Raw genomic sequence first — 25792 nt, 5'->3', positions numbered from 1 at the left:
CCGTGCCGCACTGCTCGCCGGAACGGCGACGGGAGCGGTCCGGCCAGGACCTGATCGCCGCCGCCTGCGCGGACGAGCCCCTGCGCGGGTGGAACCCGCCCGGCCCGACCGCGATCCCCTCACGGTTCCGCTGCCGGGGACGGTGACCGATCCGACCGCCGCCCCCGACCTCGGGTACGCGCTGGTGGACGAGCACTGGCTCGCCCTCCGGCTGACCGGACTCGGCGCCCTGTCGGCGCCCTGAGCCGGCCGGCGTCACACGTCCCGGTACGCCTCCAGCAGCCGCAGCCACACCTCGCTGATCGTCGGATACGACGGCACCGCATGCCACAGGCGGTTGACCGGGACCCGGCCGGCGACCGCGATCGTCGCCGAGTGGATCAGCTCGCCGACACCCGGGCCGACGAAGGTCACGCCGCGCAGGATCTCTTCGTCCAGGTCGACGATCATGCGGGCGCGGCCGCGGTAGCCGTCGGCGTACAGACCCGCTCCGGCCACCGAGGAGAACTCGACGTCGACCGCGCGGACGCGGTGTCCGGCCTGTTCCGCCTCGGCCAGGGAGAGGCCCACGGCGGCGGCTTCGGGGTCGGTGAAGACGACCTGGGGTACGGCGTGGTGGTCGGCGGTGGCGGCGTGGGCGCCCCAGGGGTCCGTCTCCAGGATCGGGACGCCGCAGGCGCGGGCGGCGATGGCGGCGCCCGCGATGCGGGCCTGGTACTTGCCCTGGTGCGTGAGCAGGGCGCGGTGGTTGACGTCGCCGACTGCGTAGAGCCAGCCGCTGCCGGTGACGCGGAGGCTGTCGTCGACCGGCAGCCAGGAGCCGGGTTCCAGGCCGATCGTGTCAAGGCCGATGTCGTCGGTGCGCGGGGCGCGGCCGGTGGCGAAGAGGATCTCGTCGGCCTCGATGCGGTCGCCGGCGTCGGTGATCGCCACGACGGTGCCGTTCTGCCTGGTCACGGATTCCACGGAGGTGCCGGTGCGGACATCGACGCCGGCCTCGGTGAGGGCCTCGGCGACCAGTTCGCCGGCGAAGGGCTCCATGCGGGACAGCAGGCCCTTGCCGCGGACCAGCAGGGTGACCCGCGATCCGAGGGCCTGCCAGGCGGTGGCCATCTCGGTGGCGACCACACCGCCGCCCACCACGATCAGCCGGCCGGGAGCGGCCTGTGCGGCGGTGGCCTCGCGGCTGGTCCAGGGCTTCACGTCGGCGAGCCCGGGCAGGTCGGGCAGGAGGGCGCGGGTGCCGGTGGAGACGGCGACGGCGTGCCGCGCCGTGAGGGTCGTCGTCTCGCCGTCGGTGCCGGTCACGGTGACCGTGCGGGGTCCGGCGAGGCGGCCGTGGCCGCGGTGCAGGTGGGCGCCGATGCCGTCGAGCCAGCGGGCCTGGCCGTCGTCCTTCCAGTGCGAGGTGTACTCGTTGCGGCGGGCCAGGACGGCGGCCGTGTCGAGGGGGCCCTGGACGGCCTGGCTCAGGCCGGGCAGGCGTCGGGCGTCGGCTTGGGCGATGACCGGGCGCAGCAGGGCCTTGCTGGGCATGCACGCCCAGTACGAACACTCGCCGCCGACCAGCTCGCTCTCCACGACCGCGGTGGACAGTCCGGCCGCACGGGTGCGGTCGGCCACGTTCTCCCCCACGGGTCCGGCCCCGAGCACCACGACGTCGTAAGCGATGGATTCCGTTTCCGTCATGGGGTCAGTCTGGTGGGTGGTGTGCCCGGAGACCACATGGGTAAGCGCGCGGAATAGGTACCCGGGCCGCCGTGTTGTGCGGACGGTTTCGCCCCCACAGCAGGAAGTAGGGATCACGCATGAGCAGCACCGTGGAGCTCACCAAGGAGAACTTCGACCAGACGGTCACGGAGAACGAGTTCGTCCTGATCGACTTCTGGGCGTCCTGGTGCGGGCCGTGCCGTATGTTCGCCCCGGTCTACGAGAAGGCCGCGCAGGAGAACCCGGACCTGGTGTTCGGCAAGGTGGACACGGAGGCCCAGCCGGAGCTGGCGGCGGCCTTCGGCATCCAGTCGATCCCGACGCTGATGATCGTCCGTGACCAGGTGGCCGTGTTCTCGCAGCCGGGCGCGCTGCCCGAGGCCGCCCTGACCGATGTCATCGGGCAGGCCCGGAAGCTGGACATGGACGAGGTCCGCAAGAGCATCGCCGAGCAGCAGGCCGGCACGCAGGGCGAGTAGTCCCACGATTCCCGGGAACGGCCGTGTCCCCCTGGAAGGGTCACGGCCGGGCGGGTCACGGCCGGAAAGGGGACGACGCCACGCCTCGTCGTGCACGGAACGGGTGGGCGGGATCAGCGCGCTGCGCTGACTGTCAGGGGCACGGCGGCGGCCGCCGTCAGCTGGAGTCCCGGTGGATCATCGATGCCCCCAGGACCTTGTGCGTCTCGGGTGCCGCGCCGGGGTTGCGTACCGCGCGGTCGACCAGTTCGGCCAGGTCGCGGCCGGACGGCAGTTCGATGTGGACGGTGCTGAGCCGGGGCCGCAGCAGCCGCCCGAGCATCAGGTCGTCGGCGCCGATGACGGCCGTGTCCTCGGGGATGCGGACGTCCTCGTCCTGCAGGGCCCGCATCAGCAGCATCGCGTACTCGTCGTTGTACGCGAACACCGAGTCCAGACCGAAGTGCCGCCAACGGGCGGCGAGTTCGGCGGCGGCCCGCTCGTCGTAGGCGAGGGGCAGTTCGGTCACCGTGGCGTCCGTGCCGTGCAGGGCATCGCGCAGGCCCTTGAGGCGAGGCCGGGAGAAGGCCTCCAGGCCGGGTTCCTCCGGGACGACCACGCCGATGCGGCGCCGGCCGCGGGCATACAGATGGACGCCGGCGCAGTGGCCGACGCCGTCGTGGTCCATCAGCAGGGCATGGGCCCCCTCGACGCCCTCGGGGCCGAGGGTGACCACCGCGCGGGCGCCGGCGCGTTTGAGGACGGCGACTCCCTGGGGGCCGAGTCCGGCGCCGGGCACCAGGACGGCGACCGGTCGCAACTCGGCCCAGGCGCGGGCCGCTTCGTCACCCTGCAGTCCTACCGTGCCGTACTGGACGACCGTGTAGTCGAGGCGGCCGAGGGCCCACTGGAGCTCATTGAGGAACTGGCCGTAGAGCGGGCCCACCGGGATGGTCGGGGCGGGTATCAGGACCATGCGGCTGTGCCCGGCGCGCAGGCTGCGGGCGGCCGCGTGCGGCACGTACCCGAGTTCCTTCGCGGCCTCATGGACGCGGCGGCGCGTGGGCTCGCTGATCCGTACGGCACTGGTGTTGTTGAGGACGTAGGAGACGGTCGCGCGCGAGACGCCGGCCAGGCGGGCCACATCGGCGCTCGTGGGGACGGAGCGCGGTGCGGGCGACGCGGACGAGGGCGTGTTCGGTATCTGCACCATGACGTACCGCATCTTGGCAGAGACGCCGAGCGACGGGAGCGGCGGGGGAACGTGGTTCACAGTTGCACCAAAGCGGGCGCACAACGGGCGCGTGCTGTGACGAACATGTTCGTTACGAGCTTGTTCGCGACGAACATGTTCGTTATCGTGAGGGCATGACAGCCCGACCCGACACCCCCCGCAGCCGCCGGGAGCGCCCGGCCAAGCCCGCCCTGACCCGGGAGGGAATCGTGGCCGCCGCGGTCGCCGTGCTCCGTGCCGAAGGACTGCAGAAGGTCACCATGCGGCGCCTGGCACAGGAGCTCGACACCGGCCCGGCATCGCTGTACGTCTACGTGCGCAACACCGACGAACTGCACGCGGCCGTACTGGACGAGCTGCTCGGCACGGTGGGGCCCGCCCCGGCCGACGGCACCTGGCGGGAGCGCCTGGAGCGGGTGCTCACCGCGTACACCGGGATGCTCCTCGAGCACCCCAGCCTCGCCCGTTCCGCACTGACGGCCCGCCCGAGCGGCCCGCACTACCTCGACCTCATCGAGACCATGCTGGCGCTGCTCGACGAGGGCGGCGTGCCGTCCGCCCGGGCCGCGTGGGGCGTGGACCTGCTGCTCCAGCACGCCACGGCGACCGCCGCCGAGCACGCCGGACAGGACGCCTCGCCCACCGCGCGCGGCGACTGGGACGCCCTGGCCCGAGCGCTGGGCAACGCCTCCGAGCAGACCCATCCGCACATCGCCGCCACCGCCGGCGAGCTGGTGTCGGGGACGCCCGAGGCCCGCCTGTCGTGGGCGTTCCAGGCACTGATCCACGGCATCGAGCGGACCGCCGTACCCGACTGACCATCTCCCAGGAGGCCACTATGCCCATCGCCCACCACCCCATGGCCGTCGTCGGCGCCGGTCTCGGCGGGCTCGCCCTCGCCCGTGTCCTGCATGTGCACGGCATCGAGGCGGCGGTCTTCGACCTGGAGGACTCCCCCGCCGCCCGCACCCAGGGCGGCATGCTCGACATCCACGACGACTCCGGCCAGGAGGCGCTGCGCGCCGCCGGCCTGCACGAGGAGTTCCTGACGCTCGTCCACTCGGGCGGACAGCAGATGAGGATCCTCGACAAGAGCGCCGTGGTCCACCTGGACGAGTCCGACGACGGCACCGGCGGCCGGCCGGAGATCGACCGCGGCGACCTGCGCGGCCTGCTGCTGCGGTCCCTGCCCGAGGGCACGGTCCGCTGGGGCACGAAGGTCACCGGGGCCCGCCCGCTCGGCGACGGCCGGCACGAGGTGAATCTCGCGGACGGCGGGCGCTTCACCACGGACCTGCTGATCGGCGCCGACGGCGCCTGGTCGCGCATCCGCCCGCTGCTCTCCGCCGGCCAACCCGCTTACATGGGCGTGTCGTTCGTCGAGGCGGACCTGCTGGAGGCGGACACCCGTCATCCGGTGAGCGCGGAGGTGGTCGGCGGCGGCATGCTGTTCGCGCTCGACGCGGGACGCGGCTTCCTCGCCCACCGCGAGAGCGACGGCAGCCTGCATGTGTACGTCGCCCTGAAGGCCCCCGAGGAGTGGCTGGACGGCATCGACTTCGACGACACCGAGGGGGCCAAGTCGGCCGTCCTGGAACACTTCGCGGACTGGGACGAGCGTCTGCGGGCGCTGGTCGCGGACGCGGACGGCGCACTGGTGCCGCGACGGATCCACGCCCTTCCGGTCGGGCACCGCTGGGACCGGGTCCCCGGTGTCACGCTGCTCGGTGACGCCGCCCATCTGATGTCGCCGTTCGCGGGCGAGGGCGCCAACCTCGCCCTGCTCGACGGGGCGGAACTGGGCCTGGCGATCGCCGCGCACCCGGGTGACGTCGAGGCCGCGCTGGCCGCGTACGAGGAGAGGCTGTTCCCGCGCAGCGAGGCATCCGCGGCCGACTCGGCCCGCGGCGCGGTGCTGCTGTTCCGGGAGGACGCGCCGCGCGGTCTGCTGGAGCAGTTCGCCGGGCTCGGGTGAACCGGGCTCGACCGACCGGGCTCGACCGACCGGGCTCGACCGTGCGGCTCGATACCGGTCAGCCGGGCGGCTCCGTACCGGTCACGCGGGCGGCTCCGTGCCGGTCACCCGGGCGACGAGGTCGGTCCAGCCGGCCTCCAGCCGCTCCATGGGCATCCCGCACTGCCTGTTCAGATGGTTGATCAGGGCCGGGTCCAGATACGCCAGCAGCGTCTGCGAGAGGAGCTCGCAGTCGGCGTCCGGCAGGATCTGCCGCAGCAGCATCGTGACGTGCGTGCGCAGCGCCTGCACCGAGGGGTGGGAGAAGCGACGGGTCGCCTCCGGTTGGGCGGCCAGTTGCAGGTCCAGCTGTTCCGCCGCGCGGTACAGCACCGCGATGCCGAACGCGCGCAGCCGCTCGACCGGAGGCGCCCCGGGACCCAGCGGCGGCGGCCCGCCGAGGAAGTCGGCCTGCAGCTGCCGCGACGAGTGGTCGAGCAGCGCCGTCAGCAGGCCGGTGCGGTCGCCGAAGCGCCGGAAGACGGTCCCCTTGCCCACGTCGGCGGCCGCGGCCACGGCCTCCATCGTGACCCCGGCCACCCCGTGCTCGGCGATCAGCCGGGCGGCGGCCTCCAGCAGCCGGGCGCGGTTGCGGGCCGCGTCGGCGCGCAGGCACGGCTCATCGGGCCCCAAGCCGACCTCCAGCAGTTGGGGCGTGTCGAAGGGCTCCTGGGGCTGCTTCGGGAAAGGCGGCAGAGCGCTGGACATGACGACAGCGTAAAGCACCGGGAACAAAACTGGACCGTGGTCCGGTTAGGGTGCTACAACGATAAACGGACCCCGGTCCGGATCGTAACCGCACTGTTTCAGCCCCCTGGAGTACGCCATGTCTGTCCGTATCCTCGCGCTCGTCGGCAGCCTTCGCGCCGGTTCGACCAACCGCCAGCTCGCCGAGGCCGCCGTCAAGCACGCTCCCGAGGGCGCCGAGATCGCTCTGTTCGAGGGCCTGGCCGACATCCCCTTCTACAACGAGGACATCGACGTCGAGGGCCGCGTCCCCGAGGCCGCCGTCAGGCTGCGTGAGGCCGCGCAGGCCGCAGACGCGTTCCTGCTCTTCTCCCCCGAGTACAACGGCACCATCCCGGCCGTCCTGAAGAACGCCATCGACTGGCTGTCCCGTCCGTACGGCGCCGGCGCCTTCGGCGGAAAGCCGGTCGCCGTGGTCGGCACCGCCTTCGGCCAGTACGGCGGTGTGTGGGCCCAGGACGAGGCCCGCAAGGCCGTGGGCATCGCCGGCGGCAAGGTGCTCGAGGACGTCAAGCTGTCCATCCCCGGCTCGCTGACCCGCTTCGCCGAGACCCACCCGGCCGACGACGCCGAGGTCGCCGCGGCTCTGACCGACGTCGTGGCGCGGCTGCACGGCAACGTGGGCGCGGCTGCCTGAGCCGGGTCGTCGCGAGTCCCGCAGGGGCCGGAGCTCCCGGAGCTCCGGCCCCTGCCGCATCCCCCTCACTCCAGCTCGGCCAGCCGCTCGACCACCGGGGCGGCGAAGCGCTCGATCCATCCGGCGGGCTCGCCCAGGAACGGGAAGAGGACGACGGTGTCGATGCCGAGCTTGGTGTAGCCGCTGATGTCGGTCAGGAACGCGTCGAGGTCCTCGGCGGTGGCCGACTCGCCCATGTAGCCGATGGTCTTGCGGATCGCGTCGTAGTCGCGGCCGAGGGCGTCGCAGTGCCCGCGCAGCACCTCGAGCTTGTGCCGGAGCTGCTCCGGGGACGTGGCGATCAGGTTGCAGGCGTCCGCGTACTGGGCGACCAGACGCAGCGTCTTCTTCTCTCCCGTGCCGCCGATCATGATCTCCGGATGCGGGGCGCTGACCGGGCCCGGCACGCACAGCGTCTCGGCGAGCCGGTAGTACTCCCCCTCGAACGGGCCGTCGTTCTCCGGGTCCCACATCTGCAGGCAGATCCGCAGGGTCTCCTCGAGCCGCTCGAAGCGCTCCGCGAGCGGCGGGTACGGCACGCCGAGCCCATGGTGCTCACGGTCGTACCAGGCCGCTCCGATGCCCAGCGTGGCGCGGCCGCCGGACAGGACGTCGAGGGTGGTGACGATCTTGGCGAGCAGGCCGGGGTGACGGTACGTCACCCCGGTGACCAGCGCGCCCAGACGAACGGTCGAGGTCTGGCCCGCCAGGTAGCCGAGGGTCGTGTAGGCCTCCAGCATGGGGTCCTCGGCGCCGCCGTTGATCTCCATCTGGAAGTAGTGGTCCATCACCGAGAGCCAGCTCACGCCCGCCGCCTCGGCCGCGCTGCCCGCCGCGGCCAGTTCGGCAGGGAGCGCGGGAGCACCCTCGGAATGGTTGAACCGGTTGATGTGCACGCCCACCCGCATGTCCGTCTCCGTTCCGCCCGGGCCCTCAACGACAGGAGCGAGATTAGGACTTGGAGGACTGTCCGGGCGAAGGCCCTTCAGCGATCCTCGAGCCGGGCGCGAGCGCTGCCGCCGCGGTGCCTTCGTCATGAGCTGGTACGGCTGCGAGGCCGGGCGGAGCCGGGCAGGTTCCGCACAGGGGGCGCGAGCACGGGAGGTGGCCTCACCGCGGCGTCGGCCCCGCTTCCTCAGGAACCGCAAGCAGCCGCGGCTGACCGGCAGCTCCTGATGGGCCCGAGGCACGGCTCCCGGACCGGACGGCCCACGAGACCGGCTGGACCGCACCGCTCGGGCAGCGGTGGGGCGGCCCGGACGTGTCGCCGTACGCCGCCCCGGCCGGCGTCACGGACGTGTCCCACCTGGACGGGCTCCGACAGACTGCTGACGCGGTGAGCGCAACTGCCCACGGCAGCCGGCCAGGCCAACGGCGGGCAGGCGTCACGCCTGCGACGGCCGACCCGCCGGTGGCGAAACCGACCGGCCCGCGGCATGCGGCTCGTGCGCGTCCGGAGTCAGTGATCCTTCGGTGGGCCGGCGGCCGCCGCCTTCTTGATCGCTTCCCGGATTCGGAAGTACGTGCCGCAGCGGCAGACGTTCTCGATGCGGTCGATGTCGGCGTCCGTCGGCTGGGGTGTCTTCTTCAGCAGGGCCGCCGCGGCCATGATCTGTCCCGGCTGGCAGAAGCCGCACTGCGCCACGTCACAGTCGATCCAGGCCTGTTGGACGGGGTGGAGGGTGTCACCGTCGGCCAGGCCCTCGATCGTGGTGACGCTGCGGTCCGCGCAGTCCGCGACCGGTACGACGCAGGGCTGGATCTCCGCGCCGTCGAGGTGGCTGGTGCAGGCGCGGCAGACGCCCACCCCGCAGCCGTACTTGGGGCCGGTGACCCCGAGCATGTCGCGCAGGACCCACAGCAGCGGCATGTCGGCGGGCGCCTCCACGGTGACCGGTTTCCCGTTGAGAACGAAGGAGTACGAACGCATCGGAGCCTTCTCGGAGTTGATCGGCGGCTGATCAGAAGTTGAGGGGGAAGCGACGGGGCTTGGTGCCCGTCGCCCGGGCGTAGGCGTTGGCGACGGCGCCGGAAGCGGCCGGCACACCGAGTTCACCGGCCCCGCCCGGCTCCCCGTGGGAGGGCATGACATGCGCCTCGAAGTGCAGCGGGGCCTGCGCCTGGCGGGCATAGCGGAAGTCGGCGAAGCTGCCCTCGCGAACGGCGCCCCGGTCGATGTGGAGACCGGCCTGGAGCACGGTGGAGATGCCGTCCATCGCGGTACCCATGAGCTGGGCCTCCAGACCACGCGGGTTGACGGCGGTCCCGACGTCCGCGGCCATCACCACCTTGGTCACCCTGGGATGCTTCGGATCGGTGGCGTCGATCTCGGCGAGGCAGGCCACGCAGGAGCCGTACTCCTCGTGGACGGCGACGCCCTGGGCCGTGCCGGCCGGCATGGAGCGGCCCCAGTGCCCGGCGGCCGCCACCTTGTCGAGCACGGCCTTCACCGCCTTGCTCCGGAGCGTGGTGCGCCGGAACGCAATCGGGTCCTTGCCCAGACTGCGGGCGATCTCGTCGACCACGATCTCCTCCGCGGTCCGCATCGTGCCGGAGTCCACCGACCGCCAGGCTCCCAGCGGAATGGGCAGCTCGATCCCGCCCGAATTCCCGGACACCCGGCCGAAGTTGTACAGGCCGCTGTCGCTGGGCGACGGGCCGGCCGCGGGCGTACGACGGGTGACGAGCGCGGTGGGGGCCGCCCCGCCCTGCGCGGTCAGCCCCTTGCCCTCGGACGACTCGCCCACCGAGGCCATCGCGTGCTCGAAGGCCACCACCCGGCCGCCCGCGACGCTGGCCCGGATACGGTGGTGGCTGGCCGGACGCATCCGGCCGTGCCGGATGTCGTCGTTGCGGGTCCACATCAGCTTCACCGGGCGGCGGGCCGCCTTGGAGATCAGGGCCGCCTCGATCGCGGCGTCGAAGTCCAGCCGCCGCCCGAACGAGCCGCCGCCGCGCATCACATGGACCCGGACCTTGGACTTCGGCAGCCGGATCAGGCCGGCCAGCGTGTCCCGGGCGTCCATCGGTGTCTGCGAGGAGAACCAGAACTCCGCACGGTCGGCGCGTACATCGGCCACCGCGGTCAGCACCTCCATCGGGGCATGGCTGACGAAGGCGAACTCGAACTCGCCCTGGACCTGCGTCGATCCGTGCGGCGGGGTGGAGAGCCGGGGGACCGCGCCCTTGAGCCGGGTGCGGATGCCCGCGTCCGAGAGCGGGGCGAGCGGGCCCGGGGCCCAGGTGATGCGCAACGCGTCCCGGGCCTTGAGGGCATGGTGGAAGGTCTCCGCGACGACGGCGACCCCACCGGCCGCCTTGACCACGGCGAGGACCCCCGGCATGGCCCGGGCCGCGGCGTCGTCGACCGAGACGAGCTTCCCCCTGACCGTCGGCGGCCGGGCCACCACGGTCGGCTTTGCTCCGGCCGCCGACAGGTCGCCCGCGTACTCGGCCCGGCCGGTGACGATGTCCCGGGCGTCGATCCGGTTCGCCGGCCGTCCGATCACCCGGTGCCGGGAGGCCGGCTTGGGCCGGTCGGGCACGGCCGGGCGGCGGATGCGCGCGGCGCTCTCGGTGAGCGACCCGAAGGTGGCGGTGCGCCCGTCCGGCGCGACGACCATGGTGTCCCGGGTGCGCAGCAGCCGCGCGGGCAGATGCCATCGCCGGGCGGCCGCGGTCACCAGTCTGGCGCGCGCGGTGGCGGCGAGCTGCCGGGCCGGTCCGTACAGCGAACTGACCGAACTCGAGCCGCCGGTGTACTGGTTGCCCTTGGTCCGGGCGTCGGCGAGCGGGATGGAGACATCGGCCAGGCGGGCGTCCAGCTCCTCGGCGATCATCATGGCGACCGCGGTGGTGATGCCCTGGCCGACCTCGAGGCGCGGCAGCCGTACGACGATCCTGTTCGCCGCGGTGACCTCCAGGACCAGCATCTCCTCGTCGGTGCCGGTCACCAGGACGGCGGAGGCCCGGTGCGCGCCCTCCGCGGTGGGTTCGGCACCTTCCGCGGACGGTGTGTCGCAGCCGAGCGGGGCGGCGACGGTCAGAGTGGTCGCCGCCACTGTGTAGACCATGAATCTCCGCCGGGACAACCCGTCGGCCTGACGGGGCCGCGGGGACTCGTTGGCGTCCAAACGAGGGCTCCTGTCGATTGTCGGTGCGTCACGACTCGTCTCGACAGATATGAGGGACCGACCGCGCCCTCGGTTGCGTGCCGAAGCCCGGTCTCCTCGAAGACCGGGCCGGGGTGAACGTGATGCCCGACGGTCCGCCCCCCGCTCCTGGGCCGCCGCCGCCCGGACCGCGGGACAGGTCACGGCCGACGGCAGTGCGCAGGAACCAGGGCAACGGCTCCTCGGTGGGCACGCTGGACGCGCCGCTTGGCGCGAGGTCAGTAGACGTCCCGGACATACCGCCGCTCGGTGCCGAGCTGTTTGACGTAGGCAATCGCCTCCTCCTCCGTCAGCCCGCCGTGCACCACTGCGATGTCCCTGAGTGCGCGGTCCACGTCCTTGGCCATGCGGGAGGCGTCGCCGCACACGTAGAAGCGGGCGCCGTCGCGGAGCCAGGACCAGAGCAGGGGGCCGTGTTCGCGCATCCGGTCCTGCACATAGACCTTGGCCCGCTGGTCCCGGGAGAAGGCGGTGTCGAGGCGGTCCAGGGTGCCGTCGGCCAGGAAGTCGGTCAGCTCCTCCTCGTAGTAGAAGTCGGTGGCCCGGTGCTGCTCGCCGAAGAACAGCCAGTTGGGGGCGCGGTGGCCGCGGGCCCGGCGCTCCTCCAGGAAACCGAGGAACGGAGCGACACCGGTGCCGGGGCCGATCATCACCATGGGGGTCGCCGGGTCGGCGGGCGGCCGGAAGTGCGGCGAGCGCTGGACGTGCACCGGCACGGACGTGTCCGTCCCGGCGTCGGCGAGGAACGGGGAGCAGACGCCCTGCCGGGGGCGGCCGTGCAGGTTCTCGTACCGCACGACGGAGACCGTCAGCGACACCACGTGGGGGTCGGTCAGTGGGCTGGAGGAGATGGAGTAGAGGCGGGGCTGCAGCCGTCCGAGGGTTCCGGCCCAGGCCCCGGCGTCCGCCCGGACACCGAACTCGGCGACCACGTCGACCGCCTGCCGGCCCCAGGACCACTGCGCCAGTTCGCCCTTGTTGTCCGGGCGCAGCAGTTTTCTCAACTCGCGTGGGTCGCGGGCTCGTTCGGCGACGAAGCGCAGCAGCTCCGGGGTGATCCGGGTGATGTCGAGATGGCGCAGGAGCGCCTCGCCGAAGGCGATCTCACCGACGCCGTCGACCTCGACGGCCGTGTGCGCGTCCAGACCGGTGACGGTCAGCCACTCCCCCACCAGATCCGGGGAGTTGAGCGGTCGTACGCCGAGGGCGTCGCCCGCTTCGTAGACGAGCGGCACCTCGCTGTCCCGGGTGTCGAAGGTGAACCGGCGCACCTCCTTTCCCGCGCCGGGCAGGCTCAGCAGCCGGTTGCCCATGAGGCGCGCGGTGACCGGGGCGGGGCGCTTGGGGCGGGCGGTCACCGAGGCCGGTGCCGACGCCGGCGCCGGTCCCGGCGTGCCGGTGAGGGCGGTGAGCACCTGGTCGAGCCAGCCGTGTGCGGCCTTCTCGTAGTCCGGTTCGCAGTCCGTGCGCGGCGCGAGGCGTACCGCTCCGAGCTCGTCCATGCGCCGGTCCAGACGCCGGCCGTGGCCGCAGAAGTCGTCGTACGACGAGTCGCCGAGCGCGAGCACCGCATAGCGGCGCCCCTCGAGGCGGCCGACACCGGGCGCGGTGAGGGTGTCCCAGAAGCCGGCGCCGTTGTCGGGGGCGTCGCCGTCGCCGAAGGTGCTGGTGATGAGCAGCAGGTCGGCGTCGGAGGGCAGGGCGCCCGGGTCGGCCTCGTCCATGGCGACGAGGGACGAGGTGTGGCCCTCGGCGGTGAGCCGCTCGGCGGTGGCGGCGGCGAAGTCCTCGGCGTTTCCGGTCTGGGACGCCCAGAGGATCACTACCCGGCGGCCGGCGGCCTGTTCGGCGGCCGGGGCGGCGGCGGTGCGGGAGTACATGCCGGCGAGGGTGCCGTTCACCCACAGCGCGTGCTCGGGACCGAACGGGGCGTCCGGCGGCAGTACGGGCACGCCGGGGGCGCCCGCGGGGATGCCGGCGAGGAAGCCGACCAGATACTGCCGTTCGCGTTCGGTCAGGACCGGCGGGGGCGTGGGGTCGAGGCCGAAGACGGCGGCGGCCGAGGGCTGCACGGCGGTCGGGGTGAGGGCCGGCCGTACCGCTGCCGGGGTCTGTACCGCTGCCGGGGTCTGCGTCGCCTCCGGGGTCTGCACGGCGACCGGTGTGGACACCTTGGTCAGCGACACCGCGCACACCTTCAGCTCCGGCTGGAAGGACAGCGGGTCGACGGCATCGCTGGTCACCGCGTTGACGCTCAGGTACTCACCGAACAGGTCGTTCCAGTGGAAGGGCGCGAAGCAGCAGCCGGGCCGTACCCGGTCGGTGACGACCGCGGGCAGCACGGCCCTGCCACGCCGGGACGCGACCTCCACCGAGTCGCCGTCCTCGATGCCGAGCCGGGCCGCGTCCTCGGGGTGCAGTTCCACGAAGGGCCCGGGGTTGAGCTTGTTGAGCTTGGCCACCTTCGCCGTCTTGGTCAGGGTGTGCCACTGGTGCTGGAGGCGGCCGGTGTTGAGGACGTACGGGTAGTCGTCGTCCGGCATCTCGGCGGGCGGGAGGTGCGGGCGGGGGTGGAAGACGGCCCGGCCGGTGGCGGTCGGGAAGGTGAGGGAGCCGTCCGGGCCGATGTACCGGACGGGGTTGCGGTCGGGCCCGTCGGGGGTCGGCGCGGGCCACTGGACCGGGGTGGAGCGCAGTCGCTCGTAGGTGACGCCCTGCAGGTCGTAGCCGGTTTTCGGGTTCCGGGCGCGCTTGATCTCCTCGAAGATCTGCTCGGCGCTGTCGTACGAGAACCCTTGCTCGTAGCCCATCGCACGGGCGACGGCCGCGATGATCCGCCAGTCCGCCATGGCGTCGCCGGGCGGGTCGGCCGCGGGCCGGGCGAGGGTGAGGTTGCGTTCGCTGTTGACGAGGACGCCCTCGGTCTCGGTCCACAGCGCACCGGGCAGTACGACATCGGCGTACTCGTTGGTCTCGGTGTCGGTGAAGACGTCCTGGGTGACGACGAACTCGGCGGCCTCCAGGCCCTCGATGACCGTCTTGCGGTTGGCGACGGAGGCGACCGGGTTGGTGCAGATGATCCAGCAGGCCTTGATGTCCCCGTCGGCCATCTTCCGGAACATCTCGACGGTGCCCTTGCCGACGCCGTCCGCGCGGATCGTGCCGGGCGGCAGCTCCCACAGCTCCTCGACGAAGGCGCGCTCGTCGTCGACGAGCACGGACCGCTGCCCGGGCAGCCCCGGGCCCATGTAACCCATTTCCCGCCCGCCCATCGCGTTGGGCTGGCCGGTCAGGGAGAAGGGGCCGCTGCCCGGGCGGCAGATCGCACCGGTGGCGAGGTGGAGATTGATGAGCGCGTTGGTGTTCCAGGTGCCGTGCGTGGACTGGTTGAGGCCCATCGTCCAGCAGCTGGTCCACTCCCCCGCCTCGCCGATCAGCCGTGCGGCTTCGCGCAGATCGGCCTCGGGGATGCCGGTGAGTTCGGCGACGGTGGCGGGCGGGTAGTCGGCGAGGAACCCGGGCATCGCCTCCCAGCCCTCGGTGTGAGCGGCGATGAAATCGGGGTCGGTGTGGCCGTTCTCGTGCAGGAGGTGCAGAAGGCCGTTCAGCAGGGCGAGGTCGGTGCCGGGCCTGAGCTGCAGGAAGAGGTCCGCCTTCGCGGCCGTTGCGGTGCGGCGCGGGTCGACGACGATCAGCTTGGCGCCGGCCGACTTCACCCGGTCCATCATGCGCAGGAAGAGGATGGGGTGGCAGTCGGCCATGTTCGAGCCGATGACGAGGAAGACGTCCGCCCTGTCGAGGTCCTGGTACGAGCCGGGCGGACCGTCCGCGCCGAGCGAGAGCTTGTAGCCGGTGCCGGCGCTCGCCATGCACAGCCGGGAGTTCGACTCGATCTGGTTGGTGCGGATGAATCCCTTGGCGAGCTTGTTGGCGAGGTATTGCGCTTCCAGGCTCATCTGCCCGGAGACGTAGAAGGCGACGGCGTCCGGACCGTGCCAGTCGATAATCGCCCGCAGCCGCTGCGCGGTCTCGTGGATCGCCGTGTCCACGGGAGCGGGGACCGGCTCCTCACCCCGCTCGGGCCGCAGGAGGGCCGTGGTCAGCCGCCCGGGGGCGGACAGCATGTCGGCCGTGGTGGCGCCCTTGGTGCACAGCCGCCCGAAGTTCGCCGGGTGCTCCTTGTCCCCGGAGGCCTTGAGCACCGTACGGCGGCCGTCCGGCGCCCGTCCGACGTCGAGGACCATGCCGCAGCCCACGCCGCAGTACGAACAGACCGTCCGCACCGTCGAGTTGCCGTCGGTCCGCGGATCGGGCGCGGCCACGGGCGCCTCCTCTCCCTGGTGGTCGGGTCCCTGGCGATCGGGCCGGTTCGTACAGGGCCAACGTACGTACCGCTGATTACGTCGAGATCACCTCGGCCGATCATCGGGAGTTAAGCCCGCCGCACAGGCCCCGGAGGGCGGGTGTGAGCGGGGCCGCCGCCGGGCTCCGTCCAGCAGTCCCGCCTGGTCGCGGGTGATCCGGGCGTGGCGGGTGCGCAGGAAATCGGCGAGCTCGCGGCGTCGTTCTTCCATGCCTTGACCGGGCCGGGCGGGACGCGGCCTCGGCCGGGTGCCCTGCCAGTCCCGCCTCGACGCCTCGCCGATGCCGCTGGAGGCGCCGGTGACGACCGCGACACGGCCGGTGAGGGGACGGGCGGCGACACGGGCGCCCGGCTCGGCGGAGGGAGTTCGAGAAGTCGAGCAGGAAGCGGAATGGAGGCAGGTGCACGTCAATGCTTTCGACACGGCTCGCGGTCACCTGTGCGAAACCTGTACTGCGCCGGCCGTTCCGACGTTACTCTCCGGTAGACAACGTGCTCCGGAGGTGGTCCCGCAATGACGCTCGACCGTGCCCAAGGCCTGGCCGAGTCCGCCCGCGCACTGGCCGCGGGGGAGGTGACCTCCCGCCGGCTGGTCGAGCAGGCCCTCGCCCGCATCGAGGCCACTCAGGGCTCCCTGAACGCCTTCCGCATCGTACGCAGCGAGGCGGCGCTCGCCGAAGCGGACGCCGCCGACCGGGCGTTGGCCACGGGTGCGCGCGGCCCACTGCTCGGCGTGCCGGTGGCGGTGAAGGACGACATGGACGTCGCCGGCGAGCCGACGGCGTTCGGCTGCCCGGGCGACTTCCCGCCGGTGGCCGAGGACGGCGAGGCGGTACGGCGGCTGCGCGCGGCCGGAGCCGTGATCGTCGGCAAGACGAACACCTGTGAGCTCGGACAGTGGCCGTTCACCGAGGGGCCCGCGTTCGGCGACACCCGCAATCCCTGGCACCCGGACCACAGCCCGGGCGGCTCCTCCGGCGGTTCGGCGGCGGCGGTCGCCGCGGGGCTCGTCCCGGCCGCACTCGGCTCCGACGGCGCGGGTTCGGTACGGATCCCGGCCTCCTGGACCCACCTGATCGGCATCAAGCCGCAGCGCGGCCGCATCTCCACCTGGCCGCGCGGCGAGGCCTTCCAGGGCATCACGGTCAACGGCACCCTGGCGCGGACCGTGGCCGACGCGGCACTGCTCCTCGACGCGGCCAGCGGCAACCACGACCGGGACCCGCACCAGCCGCCCGCGCTGACGGCCTCGGACGCGGTCGGCCGGGACCCCGGGCGGCTGCGCATCGCGCTGTCGCTGAAGCCGCCGTTCACCGCGGTGCCCGCCCGCCTCCAGCCGGAGGTGCGGGCCAGGGTCCTCGAACTCGCCGAAAAACTCGCCGCGTTGGGGCACACCGTCGAGGAGGCCGACCCGCCCTACGGCCAGATCGGGCTGACCTTCGTACCGCGCGCCACGGTCGGCATCGCCGAGCACGTCCGCGACACACCCGACCCCGCGCTGCTGGACCGCCGCACCCGGGGCGCCGCCCGCCTGGGCCGGCTGCTCGGCGGGGCCCCGCTGCGCGCGGCCCGGCGCGCGGAGGCGACGCTGCACCGGCGCATCGGCGCCTTCTTCGGGACGTACGACCTGATCCTCGCCCCGACCACGGCCGCTCCCCCGCCCCGCATCGGCTCGATGCTGAAGCTCAGCGGTCTGGCCACCGACCGCGCCATGATCGCGGCCTGCCCGTACGCCTGGCCGTGGAACGTCCTGGGCTGGCCCGGCGTCAACGTCCCCGCCGGGTTCGTCGACGGTGGGGGCACCTCCCTGGTCGAGCGAGGCCGAGACCTTGGGGGGCTTCCGGTCGGCGCTCAGCTCCTCGGCCCGGCGAACAGCGAGGGCCTGCTCATCTCCGTCGCCGCCCAGCTGGAGGCGGAGCTGCGCTGGCACGAACTGTGGCCGCCGGAGCCGACCGCGGCCGCACCGCAAGCCGCGTGACGATACGCACCGAATCCTCCGGATCCCGCTGCTCCAGCCACTGCTGACACATCCGAGGAGCGGCGGGTGGCACTCGCCCATCCGGCGTCCCGGACCGGCGGGGTGTCGTACACCGCGGTCCTGCCGGGCGGCTCGGCACCTGCCGACGGGCAGTTCGCAGACGTCGCGGTCCTGCGGCTGACCGCTCCGGCGCCCGCCGGCCGCGAGCCGGCCCGGCTGCGGCCGTGCGGTCCGGCCCGCGGCCGTACGGTCGGCCCGCGGCCGTACGGTCCGGATCTTCAGTCGGGCCACCGGCGATCCGCCCGGTCTCTGGGTCGCCGGATGATCCCGGTCGAGGCCGCCGTACGCCACTGCCCGCCGCCCGCCGACGCGGTGGACGACGGGTCCGGGGTCACACACCGGCCCTGGCCGCGCGAGGCTCGCGCCGGTACGGCGGGAGCCCGTGGGCCCGGGACCCGGTGACGGTCAATTCCGCGGACCCCGCACCGGACTGAGCCCGTCCCGGTCCCGCGGGCGATGTGAGGACCTACGCTGTGACCATGGACGATGCGTCGATGGTCGGGCTCATGGGGCGGGTCACCGGAACGATCGGGCCCGGGCTCGTCGGCGAGGTGATCGTCCGGGTGCGCGGGGGTGCGGAGCACTTCCTCGCGTACGCCGCAGACGGCACGGGACGGCTCGAGCGGGGCACGGTGGTGATGGTGGTGGAGTACCTGCCGCCGAGAACCGTCTACGTCACTGCCGCATACGACAGTTGAGCATGCTCCACCCCAGGTGAGGGCCGCGCATCAAGATTGCGACAAGGATCCGTCAGCGTCTTCTCCATGGGCTTGCGCAGGAGCAAACTCCCTTCGTTCGGTGCCGAAAGGGCACCATGCAAAGGGGGCGTATGCCGATGGTTGTCGGCGTCGTTGCGGGGACGGCGGTCGTTGCCGTCCTCGTGTTGATCGGTGTGTTCAAGTTGATGTGGCGGGTCGCCGAACCGAACGAGGCGCTCATCATCTCCGGTTCGAAGCATCGGACCGAGGGCCTCGAGGAAGGCATGGGATTCCGCATCGTCACGGGGCGCGGCACGCTGGTGCTGCCCGGTGTCCAGGCGGTGCGCAAGCTCTCCCTCGACCTGAACGAGACCGAACTGCAAGTGGACTGCGTGACCCAGCAGGGCATCCCGCTCAAGGTGCGGGGCGTGGTCATCTTCAAGGTGGGCGACGACTTCGTGTCGGTCGCCAACGCCGCCCGGCGCTTCCTCGACCAGCAGAAGCTGATGTCGGAGCGGGTGCACAACGTCTTCGCCGGTCATCTCCGCTCCATCGTGGGCGGGTTGACGGTCGAGGACATGATCCGTGACCGGGAAAAGCTCACCGGTCAGACCCGGGCCGCCTGCGGCACGGAGATGGAGAAGCTCGGCCTGATCGTCGACTCGCTGCAGATCCACGAGATCGAGGACCCGACCGGCTACATCCAGAACCTGGCGGCCCCGCACGCGGCGGCCGTCCAGCGGGACGCGCGTATCGCGCAGGCGGAGGCGAATCGTCTCGCCACCGAGGCCGAGCAGCAGTCGTACGCCCGGATGGCCGAGGCGACCCGGGACAGCGAGATCCTCCAGGCCGGCTACCAGGCCGAGCGTGACAAGGCCATGGCCAAGTCCCAGCAGGCCGGTCCGCTCGCCGCGGCCGCCGCCCGGCAGGAGGTCGTCGTCCAGGAGACACGGGTCGCCGAACTCGAGGCGCACCGGCGCGAGCAGCAGCTCCAGGCGGACATCCGCAAGCCCGCCGACGCCCGGGCCTACGAGAAGCGCACGCTGGCCGAGGCCGAGCGTGACGCGCGTATCTCGGGGGCCCAGGCCAAGGCCAAGGAGACGGAGCTCGCGGCGGCCGCCGAGGCCACCCGGGTCAAGGCGGCCGCGGGCGCCGAGGCCGAGGCGATGAAGGCCCGTGGTGATGCCACGGCCGCGGCGACCCGGGCCACCGGTGAGGCCGAGGCGGCCGCGGCGCAGGCGAAGGGCCTGGCGGACGCCGAGGCGGCCAAGGCCAAGGGTCTCGCCGAGGCGGAGGCCATCAAGGCGCGGGCCGCGGCTCTCGCCGAGAACCAGGAGGCGGTCGTCGCCCAGCAACTCGCCGAGAACTGGCCGGAGATCGTGAAGGCCGGCGCGTCGGCCTTCGGCAACGTCGACAACATGGTGTTGCTCAACGGTGCCGACGGCATGGCCGACATGTTCGCCAAGGCGCTCACCATGGGCGGCACCGGTCTCGGCCTGGCGCGTCAGCTGCTGGCCTCGATGAACCAGAACGGACCGACCCCGAACGGGACTTCGTCCCTCAACGGGATCGCCACACCGCCGGCGCAGAAGGTACCGGTGGAGAAGGAGTAGGTGACGGGCTGACACGGTCACGGGGGCACCCTCTAAGGTGCCCCCGTGACTGCGTTTACCGAAGAGAACGTCCCGGGCCGCCACGGCCCCACCGCCACCACCGAGGCCGACCCCCGTGAGGTCGGCCGGGTCCGCACCGAGTACTCCCCCGCGCACGACGGCGACCCGGATCCCGGTGAGATCGTGTGGACCTGGGTGCCCTTCGAGGAGAACGACGGGCGGGGCAAGGACCGGCCGGTGCTGGTCGTGGCGCGGGAGGCCGCGGGGACGTTCCTCGCCGTCCAGCTGTCCAGCAAGCGGCACGACGGCGACCGGGAGTGGGTGGCCATCGGCAGCGGACCGTGGGACCGGACGGGGCGCGACTCCTGGGTGGACGTCGACCGCGTGCTGCGGCTGCACGAGGAGGGCATGCGCCGGGAGGCGTGCGCGCTGGACCGCGGCCGGTTCAATCTGGTGCGGCAGCGGCTGCACGAGCGCTACGGCTGGACCTGACGCTCCGCGAACGTCCCTTCGAAGGCTGCTCGCACCAAGGCTCCCGGTGTGCGGTCCAGGATCCCGAACACAATGTGTTCGAAGGTCCCGGCGAACCGCCCGCCGGGCCCGAGCATCCCGCGGAAGGCGCCCGCGACCTGCGCGGGGTCGTTCCGGAAGACTCCACAGCCCCAGGCGCCGAGGACCAGCCTCCGGTAGCCGTGCGCGGCGGCCGTCTCCAGCACCCGCTCGGCACGCACCGCAAGGGCCTGCGGCAGGTCGGACGCCCGCTCCGGAGCCGTACGCAGGACGACTCCGGCGTTGGGGGCCGGGGAGGTCAGGAATCCGGCCGTGTACGGCTCGTCGAGCAGTCGGCCGCGGTCGTCGCGGAAGACCGGCACCGCCGGTGAGTGGATGACACGGTCCGTGTAGAACGGGTCGCGGTGGGTGCGGTGGTGGTCGTAGAACTCCGGGGCCCGCAGCAGACAGGTGTACAGCGCGGAGGCGCGGCACAGTGCCTCCTCCTGGGCCTGGGCGCCGTTCAGATAGCCGCCGCCCGGGTTGCGGGCCGAGGCGAAGTTCAGGACGGCGACCGGTCCCGGGAGACGGCGGGCCGCCTGCAGGCTGCTCTCGCCGGTGACCTCGAGGACCGTGGCCGTGGCCGTCGCGGGAGGGAACGGGACCGGGTCGGGCCCGTGCATGCGCGTGCCCGCCCGCGCGGCCTCGATCCAGGCCGCGAGCGACACCTCGTGACCGCCGGGCGCGCGATACGCACCCTCCGCCACGATCCGCTCGGTCTCCGTCGCGATACCGCGCAGCCGCGCGCTCATGGCGCCACCCCCGTGTGCGCCACGACCGCGTGCCGCGCGGTCTCCCCCGTCGTGCTCATGAACGCATCGTGAGCGATGCCGGTCCTGCTGTGCAACAGAGTTTCCCGGCCCCGGAAACGAGCAGGAAGCGGAGATTACGAGACCCGAACGCCCCTATGTGCACCCTTGTGCGAATCGGTACGAGGGTCTTGGGTGGGACGAGTGCCGCCGAGCGGGGCTCGTCGAACGCCCGACCGGTGGCATCGCGGAATCTCTGAGAGGATCGCGATATGTCCGATACATCCAGTGCCGGCTCGGTGAGTGACTGTAGCGACTGTACGCAGCCACGCACCGCCGTCGCCGAAGCCGAGGTGGAGGCCCTGGTACGGGGCATCTGCTTCAAGACCGGACCGCCCCGCTGCCTCGGGGTCGAAGTGGAATGGCTGGTCCACGAGCTGCGACAGCCGCAGCTCCCCGTGACACCCGAACGACTCCAAGCGGCCTATGCCGCGCTGCGTACCGTGCCCCTGAGGTCGGCGCTCACCATTGAGCCCGGCGGCCAGCTGGAGCTCAGCTCGCCGCCCGCCGCCTCCCTGATGGAGTGCATCGGTACCGTCTCCGCCGATCTGGACGCCGTCCGTGCGGTCCTTGCCGAGGACGGCCTCGGTCTCGTCGGCATCGGTCACGACCCCTGGCACCTGCCCCGGCGGTTCCTGCACGATCCGCGCTACGAGGCCATGGAGGCCTCGCTCGACCGCAGGGGTACGGCGGGCCGGCACATGATGTGCACCTCGGCCTCCGTCCAGGTGTGCGTGGACGCCGGGTACGAGGAGCCCGGCCCGCTGGGTCACGGCCGCCGCTGGTGGCTGGCGCATCAGCTGGGCCCGGTGCTGGTGGCCGCGTTCGCCAACTCCCCGCTGGTGGGACGGCAGCCCACGGGCTGGCTGTCCACCCGGCAGCTGCTGTGGCTGGAGATCGGCCCGGGGCAGGCGGGCGCTCCCCCGCTCGACGGGGAGCCGCGCGACGCCTGGGCCCGACACGTCCTCGACGCCCCGGTGATGTGCGTACGCCAGGACGACGGCCCGTGGGAGGTGCCCGAGGGGCTCACCTTCCGGGAGTGGACCCGGTCGAACGCGCCCCGGCCGCCCACTCGCGAGGATCTCGACTACCACCTCACGACGCTGTTCCCGCCGATCAGACCGCGTGGCCATCTGGAACTGCGCATGATCGACGCACAGCCGGGCGACGACGGATGGATCGTGCCGCTCGCGGTGACGGCGGCGCTGTTCGACGACCCGGAGGCGGCCGAGACCGCGTACCGGACCGTGAAGCCGCTGGCCGAGCGGGCCCTGTCGCGCCCCGCGCCGCACAATCCGCTGTGGATCGACGCGGCACGGACCGGGCTCGCCGACCCCGAGCTGCGCGAGGCCGCCGTCACCTGTTTCACGGCGGCGCTGGAGGCCCTGCCCCGTCTCGGCGCGACCTCCGACGTCACGGCCGCCGTCGCGGCGTACCTGAACCGCTATGTCGTCCGGGGCCGCTGCCCCGCCGACGATCTGCTGGACCGCCTGCGCGGCACGGAACACCCGCGGTCTCGGCTTCGCTCGACCGGTGGGATCCCCACCGCCCACGGGAAGGACATCCGCACATGACCGCCCCCGAGACCGACCCCGAGGCCCTGCGCAAGCGCGCCCTGGCCTCGCTCACCGCGGCCCGTGACCGCACCACGCTGCTGACCAGCTGCGTCGACGAGCCCGACCTCACCGCCCAGCACTCTCCGCTGATGTCCCCGCTGGTGTGGGACCTCGCCCACATCGGCAACCAGGAGGAGCTGTGGCTGCTGCGCTCGGTCGGCGGCCGGGAGGCGATGCGACCCGAGATAGACAGCCTGTACGACGCCTTCGAGCACCCGCGTGCCGAGCGGCCGTCGCTGCCGCTGCTGCCGCCCGCCGAGGCCCGCCGCTACGCGGCCGAGGTGCGCGGACGCGCCCTGGAACTGCTGGAGAGCACGGCGTTCCACGGGACACGGCTGACCGAGGCGGGCTTCGCCTTCGGGATGATCGCGCAGCACGAACAGCAGCACGACGAGACCATGCTGATCACCCATCAGCTGCGCAGGGGCCCGCAGGCCCTCACCGCCCCGGACCCGGACCCGGCACCGCTGTTCACCGGTCCCGCCGAGGTGCTGGTGCCCGGCGGCCCGTTCACCATGGGCACCTCCACCGAGCCGTGGTCGCTGGACAACGAACGCCCGGCCCACCAGGTCGAGGTGGCGCCCTTCCACCTCGACACCACGCCCGTGACGAACGCCGCCTACCAGGCGTTCATCGAGGACGGCGGCTACGACCAGGAACGCTGGTGGACGCCGGAGGGCTGGGAGCACATACGCCGGCACTCCATCACGGCACCGCTGTTCTGGAGCCGCGACGGCGGGCAGTGGCTCAGGCGCCGCTTCGGCGTCACCGAGGTGGTGCCGCCCGACGAGCCGGTGCTGCACGTGTGCTGGTACGAGGCGGACGCCTACGCCCGCTGGGCCGGGCGCCGGCTGCCCACCGAGGCGGAGTGGGAGAAGGCGGCCCGGTACGACCCCGCCCAGGACCGCTCGACGCGCTACCCGTGGGGCGACGCCGATCCGGCGCCGGAGCACGCCAACCTGGGCCAGCGCCATCTGCGGCCCGCCCCGGCCGGCAGCTATCCGGCCGGTGAATCCCCACTAGGGATACGGCAGTTGATCGGCGACGTGTGGGAGTGGACGGGGAGCGACTTCCTGCCGTACCCGGGGTTCACCGCGTTCCCGTACAAGGAGTACTCGGAGGTGTTCTTCGGGTCCGAGTACAAGGTGCTGCGCGGCGGTTCGTTCGCCGTGGACCCGGTGGCCTGCCGGGGGACGTTCCGCAACTGGGACTACCCGATCCGGCGCCAGATCTTCTCCGGGTTCCGAACCGCCCGCTCGGAGGCCGTCTGATGTGCCGTCATCTGGCCTATCTGGGACCCGAGGAGCCGCTGGGACGGCTGCTCGTGGAGCCCCCGCACGGGCTGTACCGCCAGTCGTGGGCGCCCCGGCGGCAGCGGTACGGGACGGTCAACGCCGACGGCTTCGGGGTGGGCTGGTACGCCCCGGACGATCCGGTGCCGGCCCGCTACCGGCGCGCCGGGCCGATCTGGGCGGACCTCTCCTTCGCCGATCTGGCCCGGGTCGTACGCACCGGAGCACTGCTCGCCGCGGTGCGTGACGCGACCCTGGCGGGCGCCGACGCGGAGGCCGCGGCCGCGCCGTTCGCCGCCGGCCGATGGCTGTTCAGCCACAACGGCGCCGTCGCGGGCTGGCCGCAGTCGGCGGCGCCGCTCGCCCCCGGACTGCCTCCGGTCGATCTGCTGTCCCTCGAGGCGCGCAACGACTCGGCGTTCGTGTGGGCACTCGTCCTGCACCGGCTGCGCGAGGGCGACGACCTGGGCCGGGCGCTGGCCGGCACGGTGCGGCAGGTCGCGGAGGCGGCCCCGGCCTCCCGGCTCAATCTGCTGCTCACCGACGGCGAGACCGTCGCCGCCACCGCCTGGGGCGACACCCTCTTCTATCTCGCGGAACCCGGCACCCGCACCGTCGTGGCCTCCGAGCCGTACGACGACGACCCGAACTGGCAGGAGGTCCCCGACCGCACGCTGCTCACGGCGAGCCGCGCAAGTGTGCTGCTCACCCCGGTCGAGGACCCGGCACTCTCCCCCACTCTCAGCTCCGTTCGAGCGGGGGGACCCCCATCCCCTAAGGAGCCCTGTACGTGAGTCCCCTGCACGTCACCCGCACGCTTCCCGAGGACGCGACCGACGCCGCGCTGCGCGCCGATGTCCGCAACGGCCTCACCGTCACCCCCAAGACCCTGCCGCCGAAGTGGTTCTACGACGCCCGGGGCAGCGAGCTGTTCGACAAGATCACCGAACTGCCCGAGTACTACCCGACGCGCGCCGAGCGCGAGATCCTCGTCGCCCGGGCCGGCGAGATCGCGGCGGCGGCCCGCGCCCGCACCCTGGTCGAGCTGGGTTCGGGCTCGTCCGAGAAGACCCGCTTCCTGCTCGACGCGCTCACCGACCTGCACACCTACGTCCCGGTGGACGTCAGCGAGAGCGCGCTCGTCCAGGCCGGAGAGGCCCTTGTCGAGGAGCGGCCGGCTCTCTTCGTGCACGCCCTGATCGCGGACTTCACCGCCCCGCTGACCCTGCCGGACACCCCCGGCCCGCGGCTGGTCGCCTTCCTGGGTGGCACCATCGGCAATCTGCTTCCGGCCGAACGCGCCGGCTTCCTGGCGTCGGTGCGCGGGCTGCTGTCGCCGGGCGACGCGCTGCTGCTCGGCACGGACCTGGTCAAGGACGAGGAGGTGCTGGTCAGGGCGTACGACGACGCGGCCGGAGTGACGGCCGAGTTCAACAAGAACGTCATGGCCGTCGTCAACCGCGAGCTGGGCGCCGACTTCGAGCCGGACGCCTTCGACCATGTGGCGCTGTGGGACGCCGGGAACGAGTGGATCGAGATGCGGCTGCGCTCCCGTACCGCCCAGACCGTGAAGATCCCCGCGGTCGATCTGGCCGTGGAGTTCGCAGCGGGCGAGGAGCTGCGCACCGAGGTGTCGGCGAAGTTCCGGAAGGAGGGGATCTCCGCCGAACTGGCCGCGGCGGGGATGACGCTGACCGACTGGTGGACCGACCCGCAGAACCGCTTCGCACTGTCGCTGAGCACAGTGCTCGATCACTGAGCACAGTGCCGATCACCGGCGGGTGCCGATCACTGACCAGGTTA

The 25792-nt window shown here is 72.6% G+C and carries 22 protein-coding genes; 14 read left to right on the top strand and 8 right to left on the bottom strand.

The window, feature by feature from the left end:
• Positions 1-88 precede the first annotated feature (88 nt).
• Positions 89-244 carry a hypothetical protein gene (locus Q8A52_RS11465; RefSeq protein WP_316750722.1) on the top strand — a complete coding sequence of 52 codons (156 nt, stop codon included), beginning with the start codon at positions 89-91 and terminating at the stop codon, positions 242-244.
• Positions 245-255: 11 nt separating this feature from the next.
• Here Q8A52_RS11465 and Q8A52_RS11460 read toward each other — a convergent pair whose 3' ends face one another.
• Positions 256-1689, bottom strand: a complete 1434-nt coding sequence (locus tag Q8A52_RS11460) for a dihydrolipoyl dehydrogenase family protein (protein WP_316750720.1) — start codon at positions 1687-1689, stop codon at positions 256-258.
• Between the two features lie 119 nt (positions 1690-1808).
• On the opposite strand from Q8A52_RS11460, the gene trxA reads away from it, so the two are divergent.
• A complete protein-coding gene (gene trxA, locus Q8A52_RS11455; RefSeq protein ID WP_316750718.1) occupies positions 1809-2189 on the top strand; it encodes a thioredoxin in 381 nt (126 codons plus the stop codon).
• Positions 2190-2346: 157 nt separating this feature from the next.
• Here trxA and Q8A52_RS11450 read toward each other — a convergent pair whose 3' ends face one another.
• A complete protein-coding gene (locus Q8A52_RS11450) occupies positions 2347-3393 on the bottom strand; it encodes a LacI family DNA-binding transcriptional regulator (protein WP_316751030.1) in 1047 nt (348 codons plus the stop codon).
• Positions 3394-3536: 143 nt separating this feature from the next.
• Here Q8A52_RS11450 and Q8A52_RS11445 point away from each other — a divergent pair, with 143 nt between their 5' ends.
• Both Q8A52_RS11445 and Q8A52_RS11440 read left to right on the top strand, forming a co-directional pair.
• A complete protein-coding gene (locus Q8A52_RS11445; protein WP_316750716.1) occupies positions 3537-4220 on the top strand; it encodes a TetR/AcrR family transcriptional regulator in 684 nt (227 codons plus the stop codon).
• Between the two features lie 20 nt (positions 4221-4240).
• The gene (locus Q8A52_RS11440) at positions 4241-5377 is read left to right on the top strand and encodes an FAD-dependent oxidoreductase (RefSeq protein ID WP_316750714.1); all 1137 of its coding nucleotides are present in this window, start codon (positions 4241-4243) and stop codon (positions 5375-5377) included.
• 81 nt (positions 5378-5458) lie between these two features.
• Here the strand turns inward: Q8A52_RS11440 and Q8A52_RS11435 are convergent, their stop codons facing one another.
• Positions 5459-6142, bottom strand: a complete 684-nt coding sequence (locus tag Q8A52_RS11435) for a TetR/AcrR family transcriptional regulator (protein WP_316750712.1) — start codon at positions 6140-6142, stop codon at positions 5459-5461.
• A gap of 100 nt (positions 6143-6242) precedes the next feature.
• On the opposite strand from Q8A52_RS11435, the gene Q8A52_RS11430 reads away from it, so the two are divergent.
• Positions 6243-6800, top strand: a complete 558-nt coding sequence (locus Q8A52_RS11430) for an NADPH-dependent FMN reductase (RefSeq protein WP_316750710.1) — start codon at positions 6243-6245, stop codon at positions 6798-6800.
• 65 nt (positions 6801-6865) lie between these two features.
• Here Q8A52_RS11430 and Q8A52_RS11425 read toward each other — a convergent pair whose 3' ends face one another.
• The 4 genes from Q8A52_RS11425 to Q8A52_RS11410 form a co-directional block, all read right to left on the bottom strand.
• Positions 6866-7747, bottom strand: coding sequence for an LLM class F420-dependent oxidoreductase (locus tag Q8A52_RS11425; protein ID WP_316750708.1), 882 nt, complete (start codon positions 7745-7747; stop codon positions 6866-6868).
• 551 nt (positions 7748-8298) lie between these two features.
• A complete protein-coding gene (locus Q8A52_RS11420; protein WP_316750706.1) occupies positions 8299-8769 on the bottom strand; it encodes a (2Fe-2S)-binding protein in 471 nt (156 codons plus the stop codon).
• A gap of 31 nt (positions 8770-8800) precedes the next feature.
• Positions 8801-10912: a xanthine dehydrogenase family protein molybdopterin-binding subunit gene (locus Q8A52_RS11415; protein WP_316750704.1), complete on the bottom strand. Its 2112-nt coding sequence runs from the start codon at positions 10910-10912 to the stop codon at positions 8801-8803.
• Between the two features lie 317 nt (positions 10913-11229).
• Complete coding sequence (locus Q8A52_RS11410; RefSeq protein ID WP_316750703.1) at positions 11230-15333, bottom strand: bifunctional nitrate reductase/sulfite reductase flavoprotein subunit alpha; 4104 nt, start codon at positions 15331-15333, stop codon at positions 11230-11232.
• 555 nt (positions 15334-15888) lie between these two features.
• Between Q8A52_RS11410 and Q8A52_RS11405 the strand changes: the two genes are divergently transcribed.
• From Q8A52_RS11405 to Q8A52_RS11385, 5 genes are all read left to right on the top strand, one after another.
• A complete protein-coding gene (locus tag Q8A52_RS11405; protein WP_316750701.1) occupies positions 15889-17352 on the top strand; it encodes an amidase in 1464 nt (487 codons plus the stop codon).
• A gap of 66 nt (positions 17353-17418) precedes the next feature.
• Positions 17419-17814, top strand: coding sequence for a hypothetical protein (locus tag Q8A52_RS11400; protein ID WP_316750699.1), 396 nt, complete (start codon positions 17419-17421; stop codon positions 17812-17814).
• 77 nt (positions 17815-17891) lie between these two features.
• Entirely contained in the window at positions 17892-18110 is a 219-nt protein-coding gene (locus Q8A52_RS11395; protein WP_316750697.1) for a hypothetical protein, read from the top strand.
• 131 nt (positions 18111-18241) lie between these two features.
• Entirely contained in the window at positions 18242-19723 is a 1482-nt protein-coding gene (locus tag Q8A52_RS11390; RefSeq protein ID WP_316750695.1) for an SPFH domain-containing protein, read from the top strand.
• Between the two features lie 45 nt (positions 19724-19768).
• Entirely contained in the window at positions 19769-20215 is a 447-nt protein-coding gene (locus Q8A52_RS11385; protein ID WP_316750694.1) for a type II toxin-antitoxin system PemK/MazF family toxin, read from the top strand.
• Here the strand turns inward: Q8A52_RS11385 and Q8A52_RS11380 are convergent.
• Positions 20200-21024, bottom strand: coding sequence for a TIGR02452 family protein (locus tag Q8A52_RS11380; protein WP_316750692.1), 825 nt, complete (start codon positions 21022-21024; stop codon positions 20200-20202). The genes Q8A52_RS11385 and Q8A52_RS11380 overlap by 16 nt on opposite strands.
• A gap of 269 nt (positions 21025-21293) precedes the next feature.
• On the opposite strand from Q8A52_RS11380, the gene egtA reads away from it, so the two are divergent.
• From egtA to egtD, 4 genes are read left to right on the top strand one after another with little or no spacing between them, the layout of a single operon-like run.
• Positions 21294-22655, top strand: a complete 1362-nt coding sequence (gene egtA / locus Q8A52_RS11375; RefSeq protein ID WP_316750690.1) for an ergothioneine biosynthesis glutamate--cysteine ligase EgtA — start codon at positions 21294-21296, stop codon at positions 22653-22655.
• The gene (gene egtB / locus Q8A52_RS11370; RefSeq protein WP_316750689.1) at positions 22652-23968 is read left to right on the top strand and encodes an ergothioneine biosynthesis protein EgtB; all 1317 of its coding nucleotides are present in this window, start codon (positions 22652-22654) and stop codon (positions 23966-23968) included. The genes egtA and egtB overlap by 4 nt, the downstream gene beginning before the upstream one ends.
• On the top strand, positions 23968-24783 hold the full coding sequence (gene egtC, locus Q8A52_RS11365) for an ergothioneine biosynthesis protein EgtC (RefSeq protein ID WP_316750687.1): 816 nt from the start codon (positions 23968-23970) through the stop codon (positions 24781-24783). Before egtB ends, egtC begins: the two co-directional genes overlap by 1 nt.
• On the top strand, positions 24780-25748 hold the full coding sequence (egtD, locus tag Q8A52_RS11360) for an L-histidine N(alpha)-methyltransferase (RefSeq protein WP_316750686.1): 969 nt from the start codon (positions 24780-24782) through the stop codon (positions 25746-25748). The genes egtC and egtD overlap by 4 nt, the downstream gene beginning before the upstream one ends.
• The last annotated feature ends 44 nt before the right edge of the window (positions 25749-25792 follow it).

The sequence above is a fragment of the Streptomyces herbicida genome (genome assembly GCF_032656585.1).
Taxonomy (GTDB): Bacteria; Actinomycetota; Actinomycetes; order Streptomycetales; family Streptomycetaceae; genus Streptomyces; species Streptomyces herbicida.
This window is presented reverse-complemented; position numbering and strand designations above follow the sequence as displayed.

What these genes read in the sequence shown, in the direction of transcription:
- Q8A52_RS11380 (WP_316750692.1), bottom strand. Translation starts at nt 21,024, where the DNA reads ATGAGCGCGCGGCTGCGCGGTATCGCGACGGAGACCGAGCGGATCGTG.
- Q8A52_RS11445 (WP_316750716.1), top strand. Translation starts at nt 3,537, where the DNA reads ATGACAGCCCGACCCGACACCCCCCGCAGCCGCCGGGAGCGCCCGGCC.
- Q8A52_RS11395 (WP_316750697.1), top strand. Translation starts at nt 17,892, where the DNA reads ATGGACGATGCGTCGATGGTCGGGCTCATGGGGCGGGTCACCGGAACG.
- Q8A52_RS11405 (WP_316750701.1), top strand. Translation starts at nt 15,889, where the DNA reads ATGACGCTCGACCGTGCCCAAGGCCTGGCCGAGTCCGCCCGCGCACTG.
- Q8A52_RS11460 (WP_316750720.1), bottom strand. Translation starts at nt 1,689, where the DNA reads ATGACGGAAACGGAATCCATCGCTTACGACGTCGTGGTGCTCGGGGCC.
- egtA (WP_316750690.1), top strand. Translation starts at nt 21,294, where the DNA reads ATGTCCGATACATCCAGTGCCGGCTCGGTGAGTGACTGTAGCGACTGT.
- egtC (WP_316750687.1), top strand. Translation starts at nt 23,968, where the DNA reads ATGTGCCGTCATCTGGCCTATCTGGGACCCGAGGAGCCGCTGGGACGG.
- Q8A52_RS11450 (WP_316751030.1), bottom strand. Translation starts at nt 3,393, where the DNA reads ATGCGGTACGTCATGGTGCAGATACCGAACACGCCCTCGTCCGCGTCG.
- Q8A52_RS11415 (WP_316750704.1), bottom strand. Translation starts at nt 10,912, where the DNA reads ATGGTCTACACAGTGGCGGCGACCACTCTGACCGTCGCCGCCCCGCTC.
- Q8A52_RS11440 (WP_316750714.1), top strand. Translation starts at nt 4,241, where the DNA reads ATGCCCATCGCCCACCACCCCATGGCCGTCGTCGGCGCCGGTCTCGGC.
- Q8A52_RS11430 (WP_316750710.1), top strand. Translation starts at nt 6,243, where the DNA reads ATGTCTGTCCGTATCCTCGCGCTCGTCGGCAGCCTTCGCGCCGGTTCG.
- trxA (WP_316750718.1), top strand. Translation starts at nt 1,809, where the DNA reads ATGAGCAGCACCGTGGAGCTCACCAAGGAGAACTTCGACCAGACGGTC.
- Q8A52_RS11420 (WP_316750706.1), bottom strand. Translation starts at nt 8,769, where the DNA reads ATGCGTTCGTACTCCTTCGTTCTCAACGGGAAACCGGTCACCGTGGAG.
- Q8A52_RS11390 (WP_316750695.1), top strand. Translation starts at nt 18,242, where the DNA reads ATGCCGATGGTTGTCGGCGTCGTTGCGGGGACGGCGGTCGTTGCCGTC.
- Q8A52_RS11425 (WP_316750708.1), bottom strand. Translation starts at nt 7,747, where the DNA reads ATGCGGGTGGGCGTGCACATCAACCGGTTCAACCATTCCGAGGGTGCT.
- egtB (WP_316750689.1), top strand. Translation starts at nt 22,652, where the DNA reads ATGACCGCCCCCGAGACCGACCCCGAGGCCCTGCGCAAGCGCGCCCTG.